The sequence below is a fragment of the Novosphingobium lentum NBRC 107847 genome, from assembly GCF_001590965.1.
GTDB lineage: Bacteria > Pseudomonadota > Alphaproteobacteria > Sphingomonadales > Sphingomonadaceae > Novosphingobium > Novosphingobium lentum.
Genome location: NZ_BCTW01000007.1, coordinates 71814 through 87211 on the forward strand (window position 1 = coordinate 71814; position 15398 = coordinate 87211).

Annotated in this window: 13 protein-coding genes; 5 read left to right on the forward strand and 8 right to left on the reverse strand. The window is 62.7% G+C overall.

Features of this window, described 5'->3' with window-relative positions; all coding sequences use genetic code 11:
* The first annotated feature begins 38 nt into the window (after nt 1-38).
* The gene (gene pcpB / locus NL2_RS07685; RefSeq protein ID WP_169799487.1) at nt 39-1664 is read left to right on the forward strand and encodes a pentachlorophenol 4-monooxygenase PcpB; all 1626 of its coding nucleotides are present in this window, start codon (nt 39-41) and stop codon (nt 1662-1664) included.
* Between the two features lie 10 nt (nt 1665-1674).
* Entirely contained in the window at nt 1675-2640 is a 966-nt protein-coding gene (locus tag NL2_RS07690) for a PDR/VanB family oxidoreductase (RefSeq protein ID WP_036523958.1), read from the forward strand.
* 93 nt (nt 2641-2733) lie between these two features.
* Here NL2_RS07690 and NL2_RS07695 read toward each other — a convergent pair whose 3' ends face one another.
* The 4 genes from NL2_RS07695 to NL2_RS21085 all read right to left on the reverse strand — a co-directional run bounded on the left by NL2_RS07695 (nt 2734) and on the right by NL2_RS21085 (nt 5584).
* Nucleotides 2734-3012 (reverse strand): YciI family protein, encoded by a 279-nt coding sequence (locus NL2_RS07695; protein ID WP_036523960.1) that lies wholly within the window; start codon nt 3010-3012, stop codon nt 2734-2736.
* Nucleotides 3012-3917: a dioxygenase family protein gene (locus NL2_RS07700; RefSeq protein ID WP_081798917.1), complete on the reverse strand. Its 906-nt coding sequence runs from the start codon at nt 3915-3917 to the stop codon at nt 3012-3014. Before NL2_RS07700 ends, NL2_RS07695 begins: the two co-directional genes overlap by 1 nt.
* Nucleotides 3918-4030: 113 nt before the next feature.
* Nucleotides 4031-4978 (reverse strand): LysR family transcriptional regulator, encoded by a 948-nt coding sequence (locus NL2_RS07705; protein ID WP_051586720.1) that lies wholly within the window; start codon nt 4976-4978, stop codon nt 4031-4033.
* Between the two features lie 144 nt (nt 4979-5122).
* Nucleotides 5123-5584: a hypothetical protein gene (locus NL2_RS21085; protein ID WP_155986185.1), complete on the reverse strand. Its 462-nt coding sequence runs from the start codon at nt 5582-5584 to the stop codon at nt 5123-5125.
* Between the two features lie 558 nt (nt 5585-6142).
* Here NL2_RS21085 and NL2_RS21090 point away from each other — a divergent pair.
* From NL2_RS21090 to NL2_RS07715, 3 genes are read left to right on the forward strand one after another with little or no spacing between them, the layout of a single operon-like run.
* Nucleotides 6143-6286 (forward strand): hypothetical protein, encoded by a 144-nt coding sequence (locus tag NL2_RS21090; RefSeq protein WP_155986186.1) that lies wholly within the window; start codon nt 6143-6145, stop codon nt 6284-6286.
* Nucleotides 6287-6323: 37 nt separating this feature from the next.
* Entirely contained in the window at nt 6324-6974 is a 651-nt protein-coding gene (locus NL2_RS07710; protein ID WP_155986187.1) for a lasso peptide biosynthesis B2 protein, read from the forward strand.
* Nucleotides 6974-8695 carry an asparagine synthase-related protein gene (locus NL2_RS07715; RefSeq protein WP_036523966.1) on the forward strand — a complete coding sequence of 574 codons (1722 nt, stop codon included), beginning with the start codon at nt 6974-6976 and terminating at the stop codon, nt 8693-8695. The genes NL2_RS07710 and NL2_RS07715 overlap by 1 nt, the downstream gene beginning before the upstream one ends.
* On the opposite strand, the gene NL2_RS07720 is transcribed toward NL2_RS07715, so the two are convergent.
* From NL2_RS07720 to NL2_RS07735, 4 genes are all read right to left on the reverse strand, one after another.
* On the reverse strand, nt 8688-10892 hold the full coding sequence (locus NL2_RS07720; protein ID WP_169799488.1) for a prolyl oligopeptidase family serine peptidase: 2205 nt from the start codon (nt 10890-10892) through the stop codon (nt 8688-8690). The genes NL2_RS07715 and NL2_RS07720 overlap by 8 nt on opposite strands.
* A gap of 13 nt (nt 10893-10905) precedes the next feature.
* Nucleotides 10906-13446, reverse strand: a complete 2541-nt coding sequence (locus NL2_RS07725; RefSeq protein WP_051586722.1) for a TonB-dependent receptor plug domain-containing protein — start codon at nt 13444-13446, stop codon at nt 10906-10908.
* Between the two features lie 98 nt (nt 13447-13544).
* Complete coding sequence (locus NL2_RS07730) at nt 13545-14543, reverse strand: FecR domain-containing protein (RefSeq protein WP_036523969.1); 999 nt, start codon at nt 14541-14543, stop codon at nt 13545-13547.
* Nucleotides 14540-15148: an RNA polymerase sigma factor gene (locus NL2_RS07735; protein WP_245647616.1), complete on the reverse strand. Its 609-nt coding sequence runs from the start codon at nt 15146-15148 to the stop codon at nt 14540-14542. The genes NL2_RS07730 and NL2_RS07735 overlap by 4 nt, the downstream gene beginning before the upstream one ends.
* Nucleotides 15149-15398 lie beyond the last annotated feature (250 nt).

Sequence of the window (15398 nt, forward strand, 5' to 3'; positions counted from 1 at the left end):
CAGTTACACTAACAATGAAAAACTTGGGAGAAATGGGCGTGGAAAGTGCTGCCTTGAATTCGAAATATGCGGGAATTGATGCGGATTTGCCCGTTCTTATTGTGGGCGGCGGACCGACCGGTCTTATCGCGGCCAACGAGCTTCTTCGTCGCGGCATTCGGTGCCGCCTTATCGACCGGTTGCCGGTGCCGCACCAGACTTCGAAGTCCTTCACGATCCATTCTCGGACGATGGAGATGATGGAGCATATCGGCATCGCGCACCGCTATCTCGATACCGGGATCAAGAGCAGCGGCTTCACGTTCAATTTCGAGAACACCGACGCGAAGCCCATCCTGGACTTCTCGACCCTTCCCGGGCGTTTTCCGTTCATCATGATCTACAATCAGAACGAGACCGAACGCGTGCTTCGGCAGCATCTCGATGCAACGTTCAACTTCCGTCCGGAATGGGGAACGCAACTGCTTACGCTGAAGCAAGGCGAGAGCGGCATCGAAGTGGGACTTCGCCTTGCAGACGGCAGCAAGGAAACGATCCGCCCACGCTGGGTGATCGGTGCCGATGGCGTCCGCAGCCGCGTCCGCGAGTGTATGGGGATCGCCTATGACGGCGAAGATTACGAAGAAAATGTTCTCCAGATGATGGACGTCGGCATCAGCGACTTCGCAGCGGGCGACGACTGGATTCACTATTTCATCGGCCAGGACAAATTCGTGCTCGTCACCAAGCTGCCGGGCACCAATTACCGGGTGTTGATCAGCGACATGGGCAAGGCGGACAAGGACAGTCTTGGCGAGACGCACGAGGCGTTTCAGGAATATGTCAGCGCGTTCGACGATGTGGCGGCGCTCGATGAACCCCGCTGGGCCACCAAGTGGCGCGTCTGGAAAAGAATGACGAGCAGCTATCAGAGCGGGTCGGTCTTTCTCGCCGGTGATGCAGCGCATTGTCACTCGCCGTCGGGCGGCAGCGGCATGAATGTGAGCATGCAGGACACCTTCAACCTCGCGTGGAAAATTGCGATGGTGGAAAATGGCGAAGCGCATCGCTCGCTCGTCGATACCTATCAAACCGAGCGGACCCCGGTGGCCAAACAATTGCTCGAAGGCACGCATGCGATGCACGAGATCATCATGGGCCATGGGCAAGGGCTTGAGGATCGCGTCGCCATGACCCAGCAGGCTGGCTGGCACGATGCCGCTACGCGGCGCATCTCTGGCATGTCCTACAATTATTGCGAGCAGCTCGCCCGCTACAATGACGATGGTCTCGCCGGACCACGCGCTGGCGACCGCGTATCGGATGCTGAACTCGCGCCGCGCGTTCGGCTGTTCGACCTGACGCGGCATACCCGTTTCACGCTTCTGCTCGCACCCCAGAGCGATGTCGAGGCAGGTTTGGCGGAGGCTTTCGCCACCTCTGCCGCCAAGCGTTGGCCTCAGATCAAAGTCGTGACCGTGCTGGCCAAGGGCAGCGAAGCGTCGATCCGCGAAGACGTCTTCGTTGACACCGACGGCGACCTGGCACGGCAATGGGGCGAGAACAGCGTCGGATGGGCCGCGCTCATTCGCCCCGATACCTATGTGCACGCTCGCGCTCGGCTCGATCGGTTGGATTTCATAACCGATGCGCTGCGCGACACGCTCGTCGAAGCATGTTTGTAAGGAACGGGCCATGACACAATCGCCGAATATGATCGACGTCGTCGTCAAGCGCATTACGAGTGAGGCGACGGGTATCAGCTCCTTTGAGCTACACCCCTGTGAAGGGGACACATTGCCCGCCTTCACCGCTGGTGCTCATATCGACATTCGCCTCGAAAATGGCCTGGTGAGAAGCTATTCGCTGATCAATTCGCAGCGCGAGACGGGCCGTTATCTTATCGCCGTCAATCTCGATCGGAACAGCCGCGGCGGATCGCGCTTCATGCACGAACGGGTGCGGGTCGGGGATCGGCTGGCGATCACCGAGCCGTCGAACAATTTCCCGCTCGATGAAAGCGCGTCCCATTCGGTCTTCATTGCCGGCGGGATCGGGATCACGCCGATCTGGGCGATGATTCAACGTCAGATCGAACTGGGCGGGTCGTGGGAGGTCCACTACGCATGCCGCGCCGCCGAATATGCGGCCTTTCTGGAACAGATTACGGCCGCCGGAGGCGGTGACAAGGTCAAGTTGCACCTTGACGAAGAAAGCGGTGGCCGGTTTCTGGATATGAAGGCCATCGTCGATCATGCGCCCGAGAACAGTATTTTCTACTGCTGCGGACCCGCTGCCATGCTTGAGGCGTACAAGCAGGCGACAGCAGGCATTGCGGCCGAGCGGGTCCGGCTGGAACATTTCGGCGTCGCGCCGGCCGACCCGGGCACGGGCGGAGAATTCACCGTCGTACTGGCCAAAAGCGGCGACGAATTTCTTGTCGAAGAGGGAATGACCATCCTCGAAACCCTGCTGCAGAATGGCATCAGCCACAATTATTCCTGCACGCAAGGCGTCTGTGGAACTTGTCTCACGCCGGTGCTCGAAGGCGTGCCCGATCACCGGGACTGGGTTCTTTCGGACGAGCGAAAAGCATCGAACGAAGTCATGCTGATCTGCTGTTCGCTCAGCAAAACGGAGCGCCTCGTTCTCGATCTGTGACAAACCCGCCGGCGTGCGTCACCGAATTTTAGATTGCCGCCGGGATCGATTGTCGATCCCGGCGGCATTTTGGTTAGCAGCAGCGCATATCGTTCAGGACGCCATGTGCCGGTCCCACTGGAAAATATGCACTGTCTCGAACAGACCCGCCAAAGTGAAAGGGTCAGCTTCGTGAAAATTGCGGACGGCGCCGATTTCTTCGGCTTCAACGATCATCATGCTGCCGATCATTTGACCATCCTCGCCCAGGAGAGGGCCCGCTTGGCGGATCAGGTCGGCGTGCGCGCCTAGATAGTTTCGGTGATCGGCACGCTTGTCGGCTCGCAAGTCGCCGGATTCCGGCCTGTCCAGACAAAGACGTAGGTAGAGCATTACAATTCCAGTCTATCAATCATACGCGGGTCGGGTTGTTCGTTCGCATCGCTTGGTCCACTCGGTTGCAGAACGAGACAGCGGTCGAGACGATAGTGTTCCGCGCCCGCACCGGGCTCGGTCACCGGAACGAATTCCCCGATCGTGGAATCGAGGACGCCAAATACCGCGTCATCGTCGAGGAACGCATCGGTTCCGTCGAAGACATGGGTGACAAGCGTATCGAAGCCCGGAAGTGCGACCCGAAAATGAATATGAGCCGGCCGCATGGGTGATCGACCTGTCGCGCGCATCATTTTGCCTACCGGTCCGTCTGTCGGAATCGGATAGCTGCAGGGCATAATGGTTGTCAGATGGGCGTGCCCATCATCGTCGGTCAGAAAGTTACCGCGGTAGCGGCAGTTGGCGGATGCCCAGTCTGGATCCTGGGTGTCATATTTGCCGAGCGCATCGGCGTGCCAGACTTCGACCAGCGCGCCCTTCAGCGGCTTGCCGCCCACGTCCAGGACTTGCAAACGGATCTCGAGCCGGTTGCCTTCCGCATTTTCGGAAATGTCATAGCCGTGAGGCCTGATCGGCACCTCATCGACGTGGAAGGGACCGAATACGGTCTGTTCAGTTGCGGCGCCCGAACGGCGATTGCTCTGGGAAACCACGAGCTGCGAAAGACCAAGCGTATCCGAAAGGAGAATATATTCCTGTCGCTGGCCTTCGCTAAACCGCCCGACCTCGGTGAGGAACTTGATGCCCTCCATCCACTCGGTCTCGCTCAGGTCGACCTCGCGCGCGAAATCATGAAGGTGGCGGACCAGCGCCTCCATCAAGAGCTTGGTGCGCGGATCCGGCGTGTTCGAGCAACGGCGCAAAACTTCTTCTGTGATCGTAAATTCGTTCAGATTTCGCATTCTTCTTTTCCAGCTTGAATCTCCGGGCGTGAAGCGATCGCACCGCTTCGGGATACGATGCACCGCCTCATTCCCAAGATCGTGGTCAGGGTCCCTTGGGCCGCTATGACACCCTACATATTCGCGGCCCGTTTTTGCGGCATCCACTCAGGGTGACAGGCGGTGCCCGCCTCCACTTGCCGAATTCTGGCGATGTGGGCGCGCAACCAGATATTGCCCGGTTCGCTGTCGAAGCGTTCGTGCCAATATTGCTTCACGTCGAAGCCCGGCAGATCCAGGGGCGGCTTCATGAGACACACGCGCTCGGAACTCGCGATCGCCGCTACGCGAGAGGGAACCGTCAGGATCATATTGGAGCGCTCGGCGATATGGGCGCTGAGCAGAAAATTCTCGGACAATATCTGCACATGTCCTTCGCCGATGACGTCGAGTATGCGCTTCTCGACCTCCTCGTGGATGTGGCCAAGCCTTTTGCCGTCGACCAAAATATGGCGCGCGTCGCAATATGTTTCGAGCGTGAGCACGCCATTGGGAACCAGCTTGCGAGGTACGATGCAGACATAATGTTCATTGAACAGCGTCTGTTCGCGTATGCCGGCGATCAAATTGGGGAAACTGCCAATCGCGACGTCCACTTCGCCCGATTCAAGCTGGGCGACCAGACGGGACCGACCCAAGGGAACAGCCGTGAAGCTTACGTCCGGCGCAGACTTTTGAGCCCAGTCTTCGAGCCAGGGAAGCGTGAGCAGATGTCCGATGTCGGTCGCGGCGATGAGGAAGTTCCGGTGCGATGCGGACGGGTCGAAGTCTTGATCGGTCGACAGGCGCTTCGCATAAATTTCCAGCGCGTCCGAAATGGCGCTCGCGATCGACATTGCCATGGACGTTGGCTCTAGGCCCTTGCTCGTGCGCACGAACAACGGATTGTTGAAATGGGATCGCAGATATTTCAGATGCCGGCTGAGCGATGGCTGCGGCATATCGAGCGCATCGGCCGCCTGCGTCACGCTCTTGAGCCGCATAAGCGTCTCGAAGATCGTCAAATGGAGAAAGGACAGCATCAGGCAGGGGCCGTTCGACAGGACAGGCTGGTCCCGGATCCGGCGACCGCACCGAATGGCGTGAAGATATGGTCGCATACCCTCGGCGGCATCGATGGGGCTCCCTTCGCTTTTCAGGCCGCCATCTCGCGCCGCGACCTCTCCTCAGTGATTTATAATTTTTCTCTCCGGAATTTCTGCGCTTTCCAGCCGGCAGAAGCAAGGAATGCAGCCGGATACGGCGCATTCACGTTGTGAATAGTAGCGGCCATTTTTGGACCAACAATTGAGCTTGTCACCCGTGCCGCGCGCCCTCGATTTCAGCGCACCACAATCCGGTTTCGCGTCGGCAATGGCCATAAGTGCAGTGGCAAGATCGAAGAGCCTGCACACCTTGCCTGGCGCGCGAAGGGCTTCATTAATTCTCGCAATCGGTGAACTGGCCTCGGACAAACTGAACGAACGTAAAGACAATGGGGACGCTTGGTTGCCCGGGAACCGATAAGCACGACCGAGCAGAACAGGTACGAGTGTTGGTCCGTCGTTGAGGATAAATGACGTTTCAGCGCGCGGACGTCGAGTCACGGACATCTGGGTCAGGCTGCCGCGGCTTCGCAGGTCAACCAAGCGAATTTGCGCCGCCGCGACCCTCGCCCATCAATCCGTTTCCCGAATAGACCTTATCCGGTGTTGCGTTCGCCGACGCGGCAGGCGCTCCCTATGGTGACGCTTGGCGCGCCGCGTGGGAACTCAGCTTGCATCATGGCATATGCTTACGAAAACACGGCATTCTCCGTTCTGATTATCCTTCTCTTTGGCGCCGCGCTTTACGTCTTCGTGACGTCGACCTCGGATGAGGAATGATTCCGCAATCCACGCGGCATCTTGAAAGGCGGACATAGACCCATTTTCGGGGCCGGTTCCCGTTGCGCCGTCGCCGCGACGCGGCAGGATATTACCGCGCTTTTCCTGTAATCGCGCGTGACCGGGCTCTGGCACGCATGTCCAGGCGGTCCGCTAAAGGTGTCAGTGCGCGTTCCCTACGCGTGTTTCCTCTGCTCGGTCACTTTTTTGGTCGGTGACGCCAAGCGATTATAATTGAATAATAAAATGGAAGCCATGTTTGCCGCGGCATAACTTCCCCCAGCGACCCATTTCGGTCGCGATTTGGAAAGGAAGAAGGCAATGAAAAATCTGCAGAACAGCGACGAGGCCATCGAACTCGGCGCGATCAGCTGCGAAACCCGCGGCATCGATCCCGTCGGTCCGCGCGACGAGGCAACCGGTGAGCATTTCCTGCTCAGCGGCGGCATCACGACCGACGACTGACAGCGAACGGCGCGCCGTGCTCTGCGGCGCGCCGCTCTTGTCCAGCGCACCGACCGATATGATCTCCCTTCTCCGACCGGGCCTCTATTGCCGAGAAATCGACGGCGATTTCATCATGTTCGATCTTCATGCCGATCGGTACTTCATGCCGGCGGCAGCGGCCGCAGATGCCTTGGCTCGCTTTCTCGCGGGGACCGGGGACGCCGGCGATGACATGCTCCTGCGGGCCCGGGGCCTGATTACCGAGGCACGCCCGGAACAGGTAGAGATAGCGCCCGCCACCGCGAGCCTCGTCGACATGCCTCTTGCCCCGGCACCCTTGTGCATGACGATCGTCAGTGTGTCGGCGCAGGCTCGTGCCCGCCGGGACCTACGTCGCAGGAAGATTTGCGACATTGTCCGCCGGCTGGCGGAAACGCCAGACGCGGACGCCCCCGGCAGCGCCCACATTACGCATGAGGTCGCGGCGGCGTTTCTCCGCGCGCGCCGCCATGTTCACGCAACGGACCAGTGTCTCGCCCGGGGGATCGCGATGAAGCGGATACTGACCCGGCGCGGTTGCTCCTCATCGCTGGTGTTCGGCGTATCCATGCCCTTCGCCGCGCATTGCTGGGTGCAGGCAGGGGCAACCGTGCTGACCGATCCGCTGGATGTCGTGCTTCGCTACCAGCCGATCTTCGCGGTCTGATGGCGGGCGGTTTCCGCATCGAAGTCCAGCTCCCGTCCGGCGCCCGGCGTGCTTCGCATGCCCGTGCAAAGAAGCCGGTGTTCGCGCACGGCGGCGTCACGATCTGGTCGGACGAACCGGTCGTTCCCGTCGATCAACAGTCGATCATCATTGGCCATCTTTTCAGTCGGGGATCGCCGAGCCAGAGGGTCACCAAACTGAAGGCCGACGGCGAAGGCCTCGCGTCGAACTGCGGACGCTCGCTCCTCGGTGATTATTGGGGCGGCTATATCTTTGTCCGCGTCGACGGGAATGGCGTGGTTCAGATCCTTCGCGATCCCTCGGGCCTGCTTCCCTGCTACGCCCGCACCGAAGCGGACCGGATAGTCCTTGCCGGAGACATGGCCGAGGTCGCATCGCGCGGGCGCGACGTCGTCGATTTCGAGGAGATTGCGCGAACGCTCGCCAGCGCCGACGCGCGCGGGCGCAAAACCTGCATCGCCGGAGTGGAGGAACTGATTGCCGGCGAATGTCTCATGGTCGACGGCGATCGCATTTGGATCGAGCCATGGTGGTCGCCCTGGCATCATGTCAAGCAACCGCCCGGCATGAGTTTCGATGATGCCGCCGCGCGGCTGCGCGAGGTGGTTGCCGACTGCGTCGGTGCTTGGGCCAGCTGCTTTTCGTCCATTCTGCTTGGACTGTCCGGCGGCCTCGATTCTTCCATCGTCGCTGCGGCGGCGGCAGCGCGTGCCGAGCGCCTAACCTGCATGACGCTCTTCGGGCCGGATTTCGACGGCGACGAACGGCGCTATGCGGCAGCAACCGCCAACGCGCTTGGCCTGGAACTGCGTGAAGCGATGCGCGATGTCCGCGACATCGATATCGACCGCGCGGCCGCGCCGCATCATCCATGGCCTGTCGCCGCGCTGGCTAAGCAGACGAACGAGGCAGTTCATCGAAGACTGGAAAGCGAACTGTCGATCGACGCGCATTTTACCGGCAATGGCGGCGACGGCATCCTGTGCGGCATTCGAAGCGCGGTGCCGCTTCTCGACCGACTGCTGAGCGAAGGGCCGCGATCCGGCCTGGGGACAACATTGCGCGATATCTGCCTACTGACCGGCGCCGACAGGATGACGGTTGTTCGCCACGCCTGGAAGAGATTTCGTTGCGACAGGGGGCGGCATGTGGCGCGCTTCGATCTCGTCGGCTTGCATAGGGATGTGCTGGCGAGGATCGAAGCGGCGGGTCCGTCGCACCCGTGGCTCGTGCCGCCGGATGGCATCCTTCCAGGCAAGACGGTCCACGCCGCCTATCTCATGCGGTCCCAGAAGGGCATCGAACTCTATCCGCGGGCGGTCAGGCCGCTTCACATCGCGCCGCTGCAGTCGCAGCCGATCGTCGAATTATGCCTCTCGATCCCGACATGGATGTGGGTCGCCGACGGTCTCAACCGCGCGGTGGCGCGAAGGGCGTTCGAGGGAGGGCTTCCCCCGGCGATTTTGGCCCGGACACAGAAGGGCGGGCCTGGCGGCTTCGACCTGCAAGTGTATCGCCGGTATCGCGCTGCGCTGCATGCACATCTTCGCGGCGGCCTTCTCGAACGGGCGGGAATATTCGATGCAGCGCTCCTCGATATCGCCGAGGATCCCAGTTGGCGCGGAACCGCGCGCATCCAGCGCATTCTCGACTTCGCCTCGGCCGAGAGCTGGGCGCGCTGGTGGAGCGCCGCTAGTTAGGCGTCGCCGGGCGCTGGTCGGGAACGGGCAGGCCGCAATGGCGGCGGGGTTCCCCGGCCATCCGGTCCCATTCGGTCAGGCGGTCCGGAAACGGAGCGTCCGGATCGCGCTTGCCGAGCAGCCAATAGTCGAACCAGGCGATATTTTCCCGCATCGCGTTGAGGCGGTTAGCCGGAATGTGGAAGAGATGGGTTTCATCGGACGCCGGATCTTTGCCGGGATAATAGCTGATCTGCGTCGGTACGCCCGCGGCGCGCATGGCATCGTAGAATTCGAACTGCGATGGCGATGCCGCAGCAACCTGTTGCAATACCGCTGCGCATATCTTCGGCGCATTGAGCGAAGGCGCAAAGCGCCGATATTGGTCGAGGTGCCCACCAAGCGGCGATCCCCCATAGATCGCATCATAGCTGTCGCGGGCCGTCGCATAACCCGAAGGCTCGAGCAGGCCGCCATCGCCGCTCGAGGCAGCCCGAAACTTCGTCGATTGCGTGACCGCGACATTCACCATCTGCGCGCCGCGGCTATAGCCGGCAATGCCGACACGGTCGGCATCGACAAGTCCCTCTTTCGTGAGCTGGCTTATCGCATCCTCGAAACTGTGGACGCCGTTTATAAAGACCAGCTGCTGAAGCGCCTCGGGACCGGGCGGGCCGCTGCCGCGCATCCAGGCTCGATAGGCCCCTTCCAATGCTTCGGCCTGACGCGGCGACGGATCGTTGATGAGAAGCACGACATAGCCGCGTTCGGCAAACAGCTGGACGGGATAATTCCATTGGTTCGCGGCATCGAAAAAACGCTCATCGGCGTCGCCGCCATGGGTCACAATGATCGCGGGATAGCGATGTCCCGCCTTGTACCCGCGCGGACGGACGACATAGCCCGACGCCTTATAACCGTCCCGATTGATCCAGATGCGCGGCTGTGCATCGAGCGGCGCGATCTCGTCATGCCGGGGAGAGATTGATGCGACGGGTTCGATTTTACCGCCGGACAGGTCGATCCGGACGAGTTGCGGCGGCCGTGTCATGCTTTCCTCAACACAGACTGCTTTCGTGAGCGCGCTGTCGAAACCGCATCGCGTCAGGCTGCCCGCGCTCTCGATCGGGCGTACACCCCGCCGGTCGAGAAGGGCAAGCCCGTAACGTGGCAGCGACGTGCTGCGCGTGCCGAGGACCACGCGCCGTCCGTCGGTGCTGAACTGGATCCCCGCCGACCTGAGATCACCGATCGTGAAGCCGACCGGGCCGTAGCTGCGTCGTTTTCCGCCAATCACTGTTTCGATCAGCTCGGGACGATCTCCAAATCCCTCCGTCGACAATTCGCCGCCACGGGGCCCTTTGAGTATCCAGAGCGTCTGCACATCGCGTTCGTTCGCGAGGGTTCGCATCGTCATCCGGCGCCGGTCCCAGGCACGGACTTCAAAGGCTCCGCCTGCGGTCCCGTCCGGAGTCTCGATGCGGAATTCGATCTCGTCGCCGCGCCACAATATGTCGGCGCCCGCGTGCATGGCCATCCGGTCGTTCGAAGGACGTGTCAGAACCTTGTGCGATTGCCCGTCCGGATCGCGCAGATAATATTCGACATTCGCTGCGATCGACGATCGTCGGCGGTTGCGCAGCTGGTCGGCGTCGCCGTCGAACCGCACCTGCCGCACATCGGGGGCGGCCTTGAGCAGCGTATACCAGAGCCATCTGCCGTCAGGCGACCAGTCATAGGCAAGCACCCCGACGCGGTGGGGCGGCGTCCCTCCGCCGACGGGGACCGCGAGATCGGCCCGGCCGACAAGGAGCGGTGCAGCGCTAAGCATGAGCGGCGTAATCGAGCCCGCGGCACTGATCCTGTACAGCTGCAATCCCGACCCCATGTCGAGTAGGGCGCTCCAGTCGCGTGTTCCCGGAATGGGTTTTAGCGACTTCGCCATATCGACGCGGCCCAGTTCGCGCTGCATCCTGCTCGTCAGGTCGACGATGCGGACCGACGCGCGCGGCCGCCCCGCTGTTTCGTCGGCGGCCTCCACGGCGTAGAGCGCAAAACGGCCATCATCCGAGAGGGCGATTTCATTCACTTTCGGAACAAGCAATATGTCCTCGAGTGTCCAGGGACGGCCTTTGCTCTCCCCTGCCGCCGCGGCAGGGGAGAGCGCTGCGACGGCAAGGAACGCCGCAGAAGACACAGTGATTTTGAGAGCGTTCATCATTCCCGCCTCCTCACCAGTCGCGGCTGATGGTCAGGGCGAAAAAGCGGCCGACCGCCGAATAGTTCGTGGAATCATAGGGCGTGTCGCTTGGCGACGCGACCGCGGTCACGTCGGGTTTGGCATTCAGGATATTGAGGGCGTTCAGGCTGACGTCGGCGAGGCGTCCCAGCTTGACGCGCGCCGAGAGGTCGATGGTCGCCATCGATCCGACCTTGATGGGAATGGGACGCCGCCGGTCGGTGACGCCGCCTGTGAAGCTGACAAAGGATGCCAGCGTGAAGCGATCGTCGCCAAAGGTCGCGCCGCCGCGTGCGCGAAAATGCGGCGGATTGAAGATCGTCCCCGCAAGATCGGTGACCGGAAGTCCGGGGAGGAGCCGCTGGCGGCTATCAAGCCATGTCGCATTGGCGGTGAGCGTGACGTCTCGCCCGGCGCCGACCGGTGCACGGTAGCGCAGCGACAGATCGGCGCCCTCATAGCGCTGCGAGGCGATATTGCGGTCGCGCCCGTCGAGCAGCGCGATCACCTTGGCCGGGTCATAGGGGCCGCTCGTCGCATTCCCCAGCGGATCGGCCGCACCCGCGATCACCGCATCGAGCAGCGCCGCCGAGGGATTGAAGGTAACCAGGCTTGTGTAAAGCGGGTTGGTCAGCAAGCCGAGCGGCGAACCGAAGGGCGGTGCCACCCGGTCGCGATAATCGATCCGGAACAGGCTTGAGACGATCTGGAGCCGCGGCGACGGCTGGAAGGTCGCGCTCAGCGTGATATTCTCCGATCGCTCGGGGCCGACCTCGGGGTTGGGACCGCCGACATAGAGATAGGTCGATCCCGGCGGAAACAGCGTGCCATAGCCCGTGACCGGCAGCAGCACTGGCGTATAACCGCTATATTGCTGATTGAGGGTCGGCATCTTGAACGACCGGCCCCAGGAAACGCCGACGCTGAACTCGGGGGCGGGCGCATAGACGAAGCCGAGCTTCGGCGTGACGATGCTTCCCGCGTCCGTGTAATCCTCCCAGCGCAGCGCCGCAGTGATCGACGCGCGATGGGCAAGGGACAGCCCTTGTTCGGGGCTGGCCAACGGCACCAACAGCTCGCCATAGGCGAAGCGGTTCTTGCGCGTCGCAGTGAAATCGCGTCCGGCGATCAGCGCGGCGAGGCGGTTGCTCCGCCAGCCACCGCCCGCTGCAAGCCGCACATCGCCGCCGGGCAGGGCAAACAAGGGCCCCTCGACGCCCGCCTCGACACTGATGCTGCGATTGTCGAAGATCCGGATCGACTGCGCCGCGACACCATTGGTGTAGTTCTGGGTGACGCCATAGGTGTCGTCGGTGCCGTAGAAGCCGGTCAACCGGGCGCTCCAGCCACCGCCGAGTTCGGCTTGCAGCGTCGGCGCGATGCCAAAGGTCTTGAACTCATTGTCGACGACGAGGCCGCGGGCCGTGACCGGACGGTCGACAAGCAGCCCGCGCTCCGATCGCATGTCGCCCCGCTTGTAGAGGAGGTCGGTCTTCAGACTGACGCCGGCGGTAAATTGCTGATGGCCGCTCAACAATATGCTGTGGCGCTTGAGCTCGGGATAGAGGGTGGAGGCGGGGTTGCTGCTCGCGGTGTAGCTGCGGTGACGCGCGAGGATCGCGCTATTGTCGAAATAATCATAGGTCGCGAGAAAGCCGCCGCTCGACCATTTGGCGCCGCCGAGCACATTATATTGCTGCTGGAAATTGCCGCCGCCCGTCGAGCCTGCCAGCCGCGCGCTCGTGGTGACGCCTTCATAATCCTTCCGCAGCAAGATGTTGACGACGCCGGCAACGGCGTCGGCGCCATAGATCGCCGAAGCCCCGTCGGCGACGATCTCGACCCGCTCGACCGCTGCCGTAGGGATCGCGCTGACGTCGATGACGCTCTGCGTCCCGCTATAGGCGAAGCGGTTGCCGTTCAGCAAAGTCAGCGTCGCATTGGGCCCGATGCCGCGCAGATTGAAGGTCGACGCGCCATTGACGTTGACGTTGCTATTTTGCGTCCCCTGGCCCGAGCCGATGCCGGGGTTCTGCCCGCCTCCGAAATTCTGGGGCAGGCTGCGCGCCACTTCTCCGAGGTCGGCCTGTCCCGAATTGCGAATGTCCTCGGCCGTGATCCGGACGACCGGGGCCGGGGAGGGCGCTCCCGATATGCGCGAGCCCGTAACGATTATGGGCTCCGCCGCCGCTTCGGCCTCGGCGGCTTGGCCCGATGCTCGCCCCCTGATGATCACCGATCCGCGATCGAACTCGGCGGTGAGCGATGTTCCACGCAGGAGCGTGGTTATAGCCTCCCTCGCGGTGACGGTGGCTTTGAGCGGGGGCGCATCGACGCCCTCGATGTCGGCGGCCGAGGCATAAAGTTCCAGACCGGCCCGCGCGGCCACCTGACGCAGCGCATCGCCCAGATCCTGCGCCTTGAGGTCGAAGGCATATCGTCCGCCGGTCTGCGCAAAGGCCTCGGCTGGTGCGACGAGAGCGGCGGCGCTGCCCAGCAGCGCGATCAGCAGCCGCGAATTTTCCATGGTCATTTCACTCCCCCTTTTTGGATGGGGCCGCGCATTGGGAGCGCGGCCTTCGGGGAGTGATGACGCTGGTAAGGCGGTGACCTTAGCGGATGCGCAGAATATTATTGGCTGCGGAGATGCAAACCGTCCTGTCGCTCGACGAGGGTCAGACCGAAGAGCTTCGCGGTACGCGATGCGAACGCCTCGGCGTCGCTGATCTTGAAGCGGCCTGAAACAGTCAGGGCCGCGACGGCCCGCTCGTCGATGATGATCGGGCGGATGGCATATCGATTGGCCTCCGCGACAAGGTCTCCGAGCGATATGCTGCGATGTTCGGTCCAGCCGCTCGGCCAGTCGCGCGCGCCGCTGTCGGCTGCTGGGATTACGACCCGCGCCGCGCCGCGCGACTGCAAGGCGAGTGTTTTCCCGAGCGGCAGGGCGGAGAAGGATTCGCCGCGCGCGCCGGCATCGACAATTCGCGCCACGCCGCGAAGCAGGGCGATGCGGACGCGGCCATCCGCGTCGAGGCTCAGATCGAAGTCGGCGTCGCTCGCTATCATCTGCTGTTTTCCGATGTGAATTCGAACCGGGTGGGCCGCCCCGGTGATGGCAAGACGGACGCGGCCCCGGTCAAGGCGGACATGCTGCTCGCTGCCTGTGAAGGAGACAAGGAGCTGGCTGTCCGTGTCGAGTGTGGCGACGGAACTGCCCGGGAGCTGGAAACGACGGATTTCACCGCGCTTCGTCGCGAAGCGTTCGGCCGCCCGGGCGCTCGATGCGCCGCCCGAGAGAAAACCGGGGACCGATGCGCCACCGGCGCCATAGGCGACGAGAAGCAGCGCGGCGGCGGCGGTCATCGCGCCCCACGGCGCCCAGCCCCTCGATTGCGACCGGGCGCCGGATTTCGGGCGCGCCGCGCCGTGGCGCGCCGAGGTCTTTAGCACCGCAGATGCCGCCATCCGGGTGGATATCCGGGCATAGGCTTCGCGGTTCTCGGCCGCCGCCGCACGCCACGCCTCGAACTCGGCACGCAGCGCATTGGCCTCCTCGCCGCGCATCTTGGTCAGCCACGCACGGGCGATCTCGTCGACGGGATATTCGCTGTCAGCCCCATCGGTCATGTTTCGAAGTCTACCACCTTTGCGATTTCGCGGAGGGCCTTCATCATATGATATTCGACCGTCGCGATGCTGATGCCAAGCTGCTCGTGGATAGCGCGGTAACTGAGTTCATCGACGCGGTGCATCAGGAAAACGCGCCGCGTCTTGGGCGGCATGGCGTCGACCGCGGCTTCATACAGCCGCAAGAGGTCTGCCGCTTCCAGTCCCCATTCCTGTTCTGGCAGGCTGACCGCGTCGCCCTGCTCCTGGAGCGGGACGAGGATGGCTGGACGGCGGCACTGGCGCCGCGACCTGTCGATCAGCAGATTCTGGGCGATGCGGCGCAGGAAGCCACCCGGATTGGCCATGTTGTGCCGCTGATCGCTCCCCGCAGCCCGGGTAAAGACCTCCTGCATGAGGTCGGGCGCTTCGTCCGCGCCCGCCTTGCCGCGCAAGAAGCGGAGCAAGGCCCCGCCATGCGTGCGGAAAGCCGCATCGAGCGCGATGTCGCCACGCAATTCGATGGCCCGCGGATCGCGCCGGTTCTCCGGAGGGACCGGACAGCCCGAGGGCAGAGGAAGCGGATGCCGCTCGGCAGCGACGCGATTGAAGGAAGAAGGGGACACGTCGGAAAATCCGATGGCACGACCAAGCGCCCGGCCATGGCCAGTTGCTTGTCGTCCAGCGCTGTGCCGTCGTTCGGGCGCGCGGGTCGCGCCATGGTCCGGTCCGGCCGCCCGTCCCGAGGGGACAGGCGTTCATAATGCCTGGCGAAATTGTCACGCGGCGGGCTGCCAGCTTCGCGCCGCGCGGTGGAATCATGACAAGATGCGGCGCGAATGACAAGACGTCTGTCGGCGCGGGCGATCCCTCGGG

What these genes read in the sequence shown, in the direction of transcription:
- NL2_RS07690 (WP_036523958.1), top strand. Translation starts at nt 1,675, where the DNA reads ATGACACAATCGCCGAATATGATCGACGTCGTCGTCAAGCGCATTACG.
- NL2_RS07695 (WP_036523960.1), bottom strand. Translation starts at nt 3,012, where the DNA reads ATGCTCTACCTACGTCTTTGTCTGGACAGGCCGGAATCCGGCGACTTG.
- NL2_RS07700 (WP_081798917.1), bottom strand. Translation starts at nt 3,917, where the DNA reads ATGCGAAATCTGAACGAATTTACGATCACAGAAGAAGTTTTGCGCCGT.
- NL2_RS07705 (WP_051586720.1), bottom strand. Translation starts at nt 4,978, where the DNA reads ATGCTGTCCTTTCTCCATTTGACGATCTTCGAGACGCTTATGCGGCTC.
- NL2_RS21090 (WP_155986186.1), top strand. Translation starts at nt 6,143, where the DNA reads ATGAAAAATCTGCAGAACAGCGACGAGGCCATCGAACTCGGCGCGATC.
- NL2_RS07715 (WP_036523966.1), top strand. Translation starts at nt 6,974, where the DNA reads ATGGCGGGCGGTTTCCGCATCGAAGTCCAGCTCCCGTCCGGCGCCCGG.
- NL2_RS07720 (WP_169799488.1), bottom strand. Translation starts at nt 10,892, where the DNA reads ATGAACGCTCTCAAAATCACTGTGTCTTCTGCGGCGTTCCTTGCCGTC.
- NL2_RS07725 (WP_051586722.1), bottom strand. Translation starts at nt 13,446, where the DNA reads ATGACCATGGAAAATTCGCGGCTGCTGATCGCGCTGCTGGGCAGCGCC.
- NL2_RS07730 (WP_036523969.1), bottom strand. Translation starts at nt 14,543, where the DNA reads ATGACCGATGGGGCTGACAGCGAATATCCCGTCGACGAGATCGCCCGT.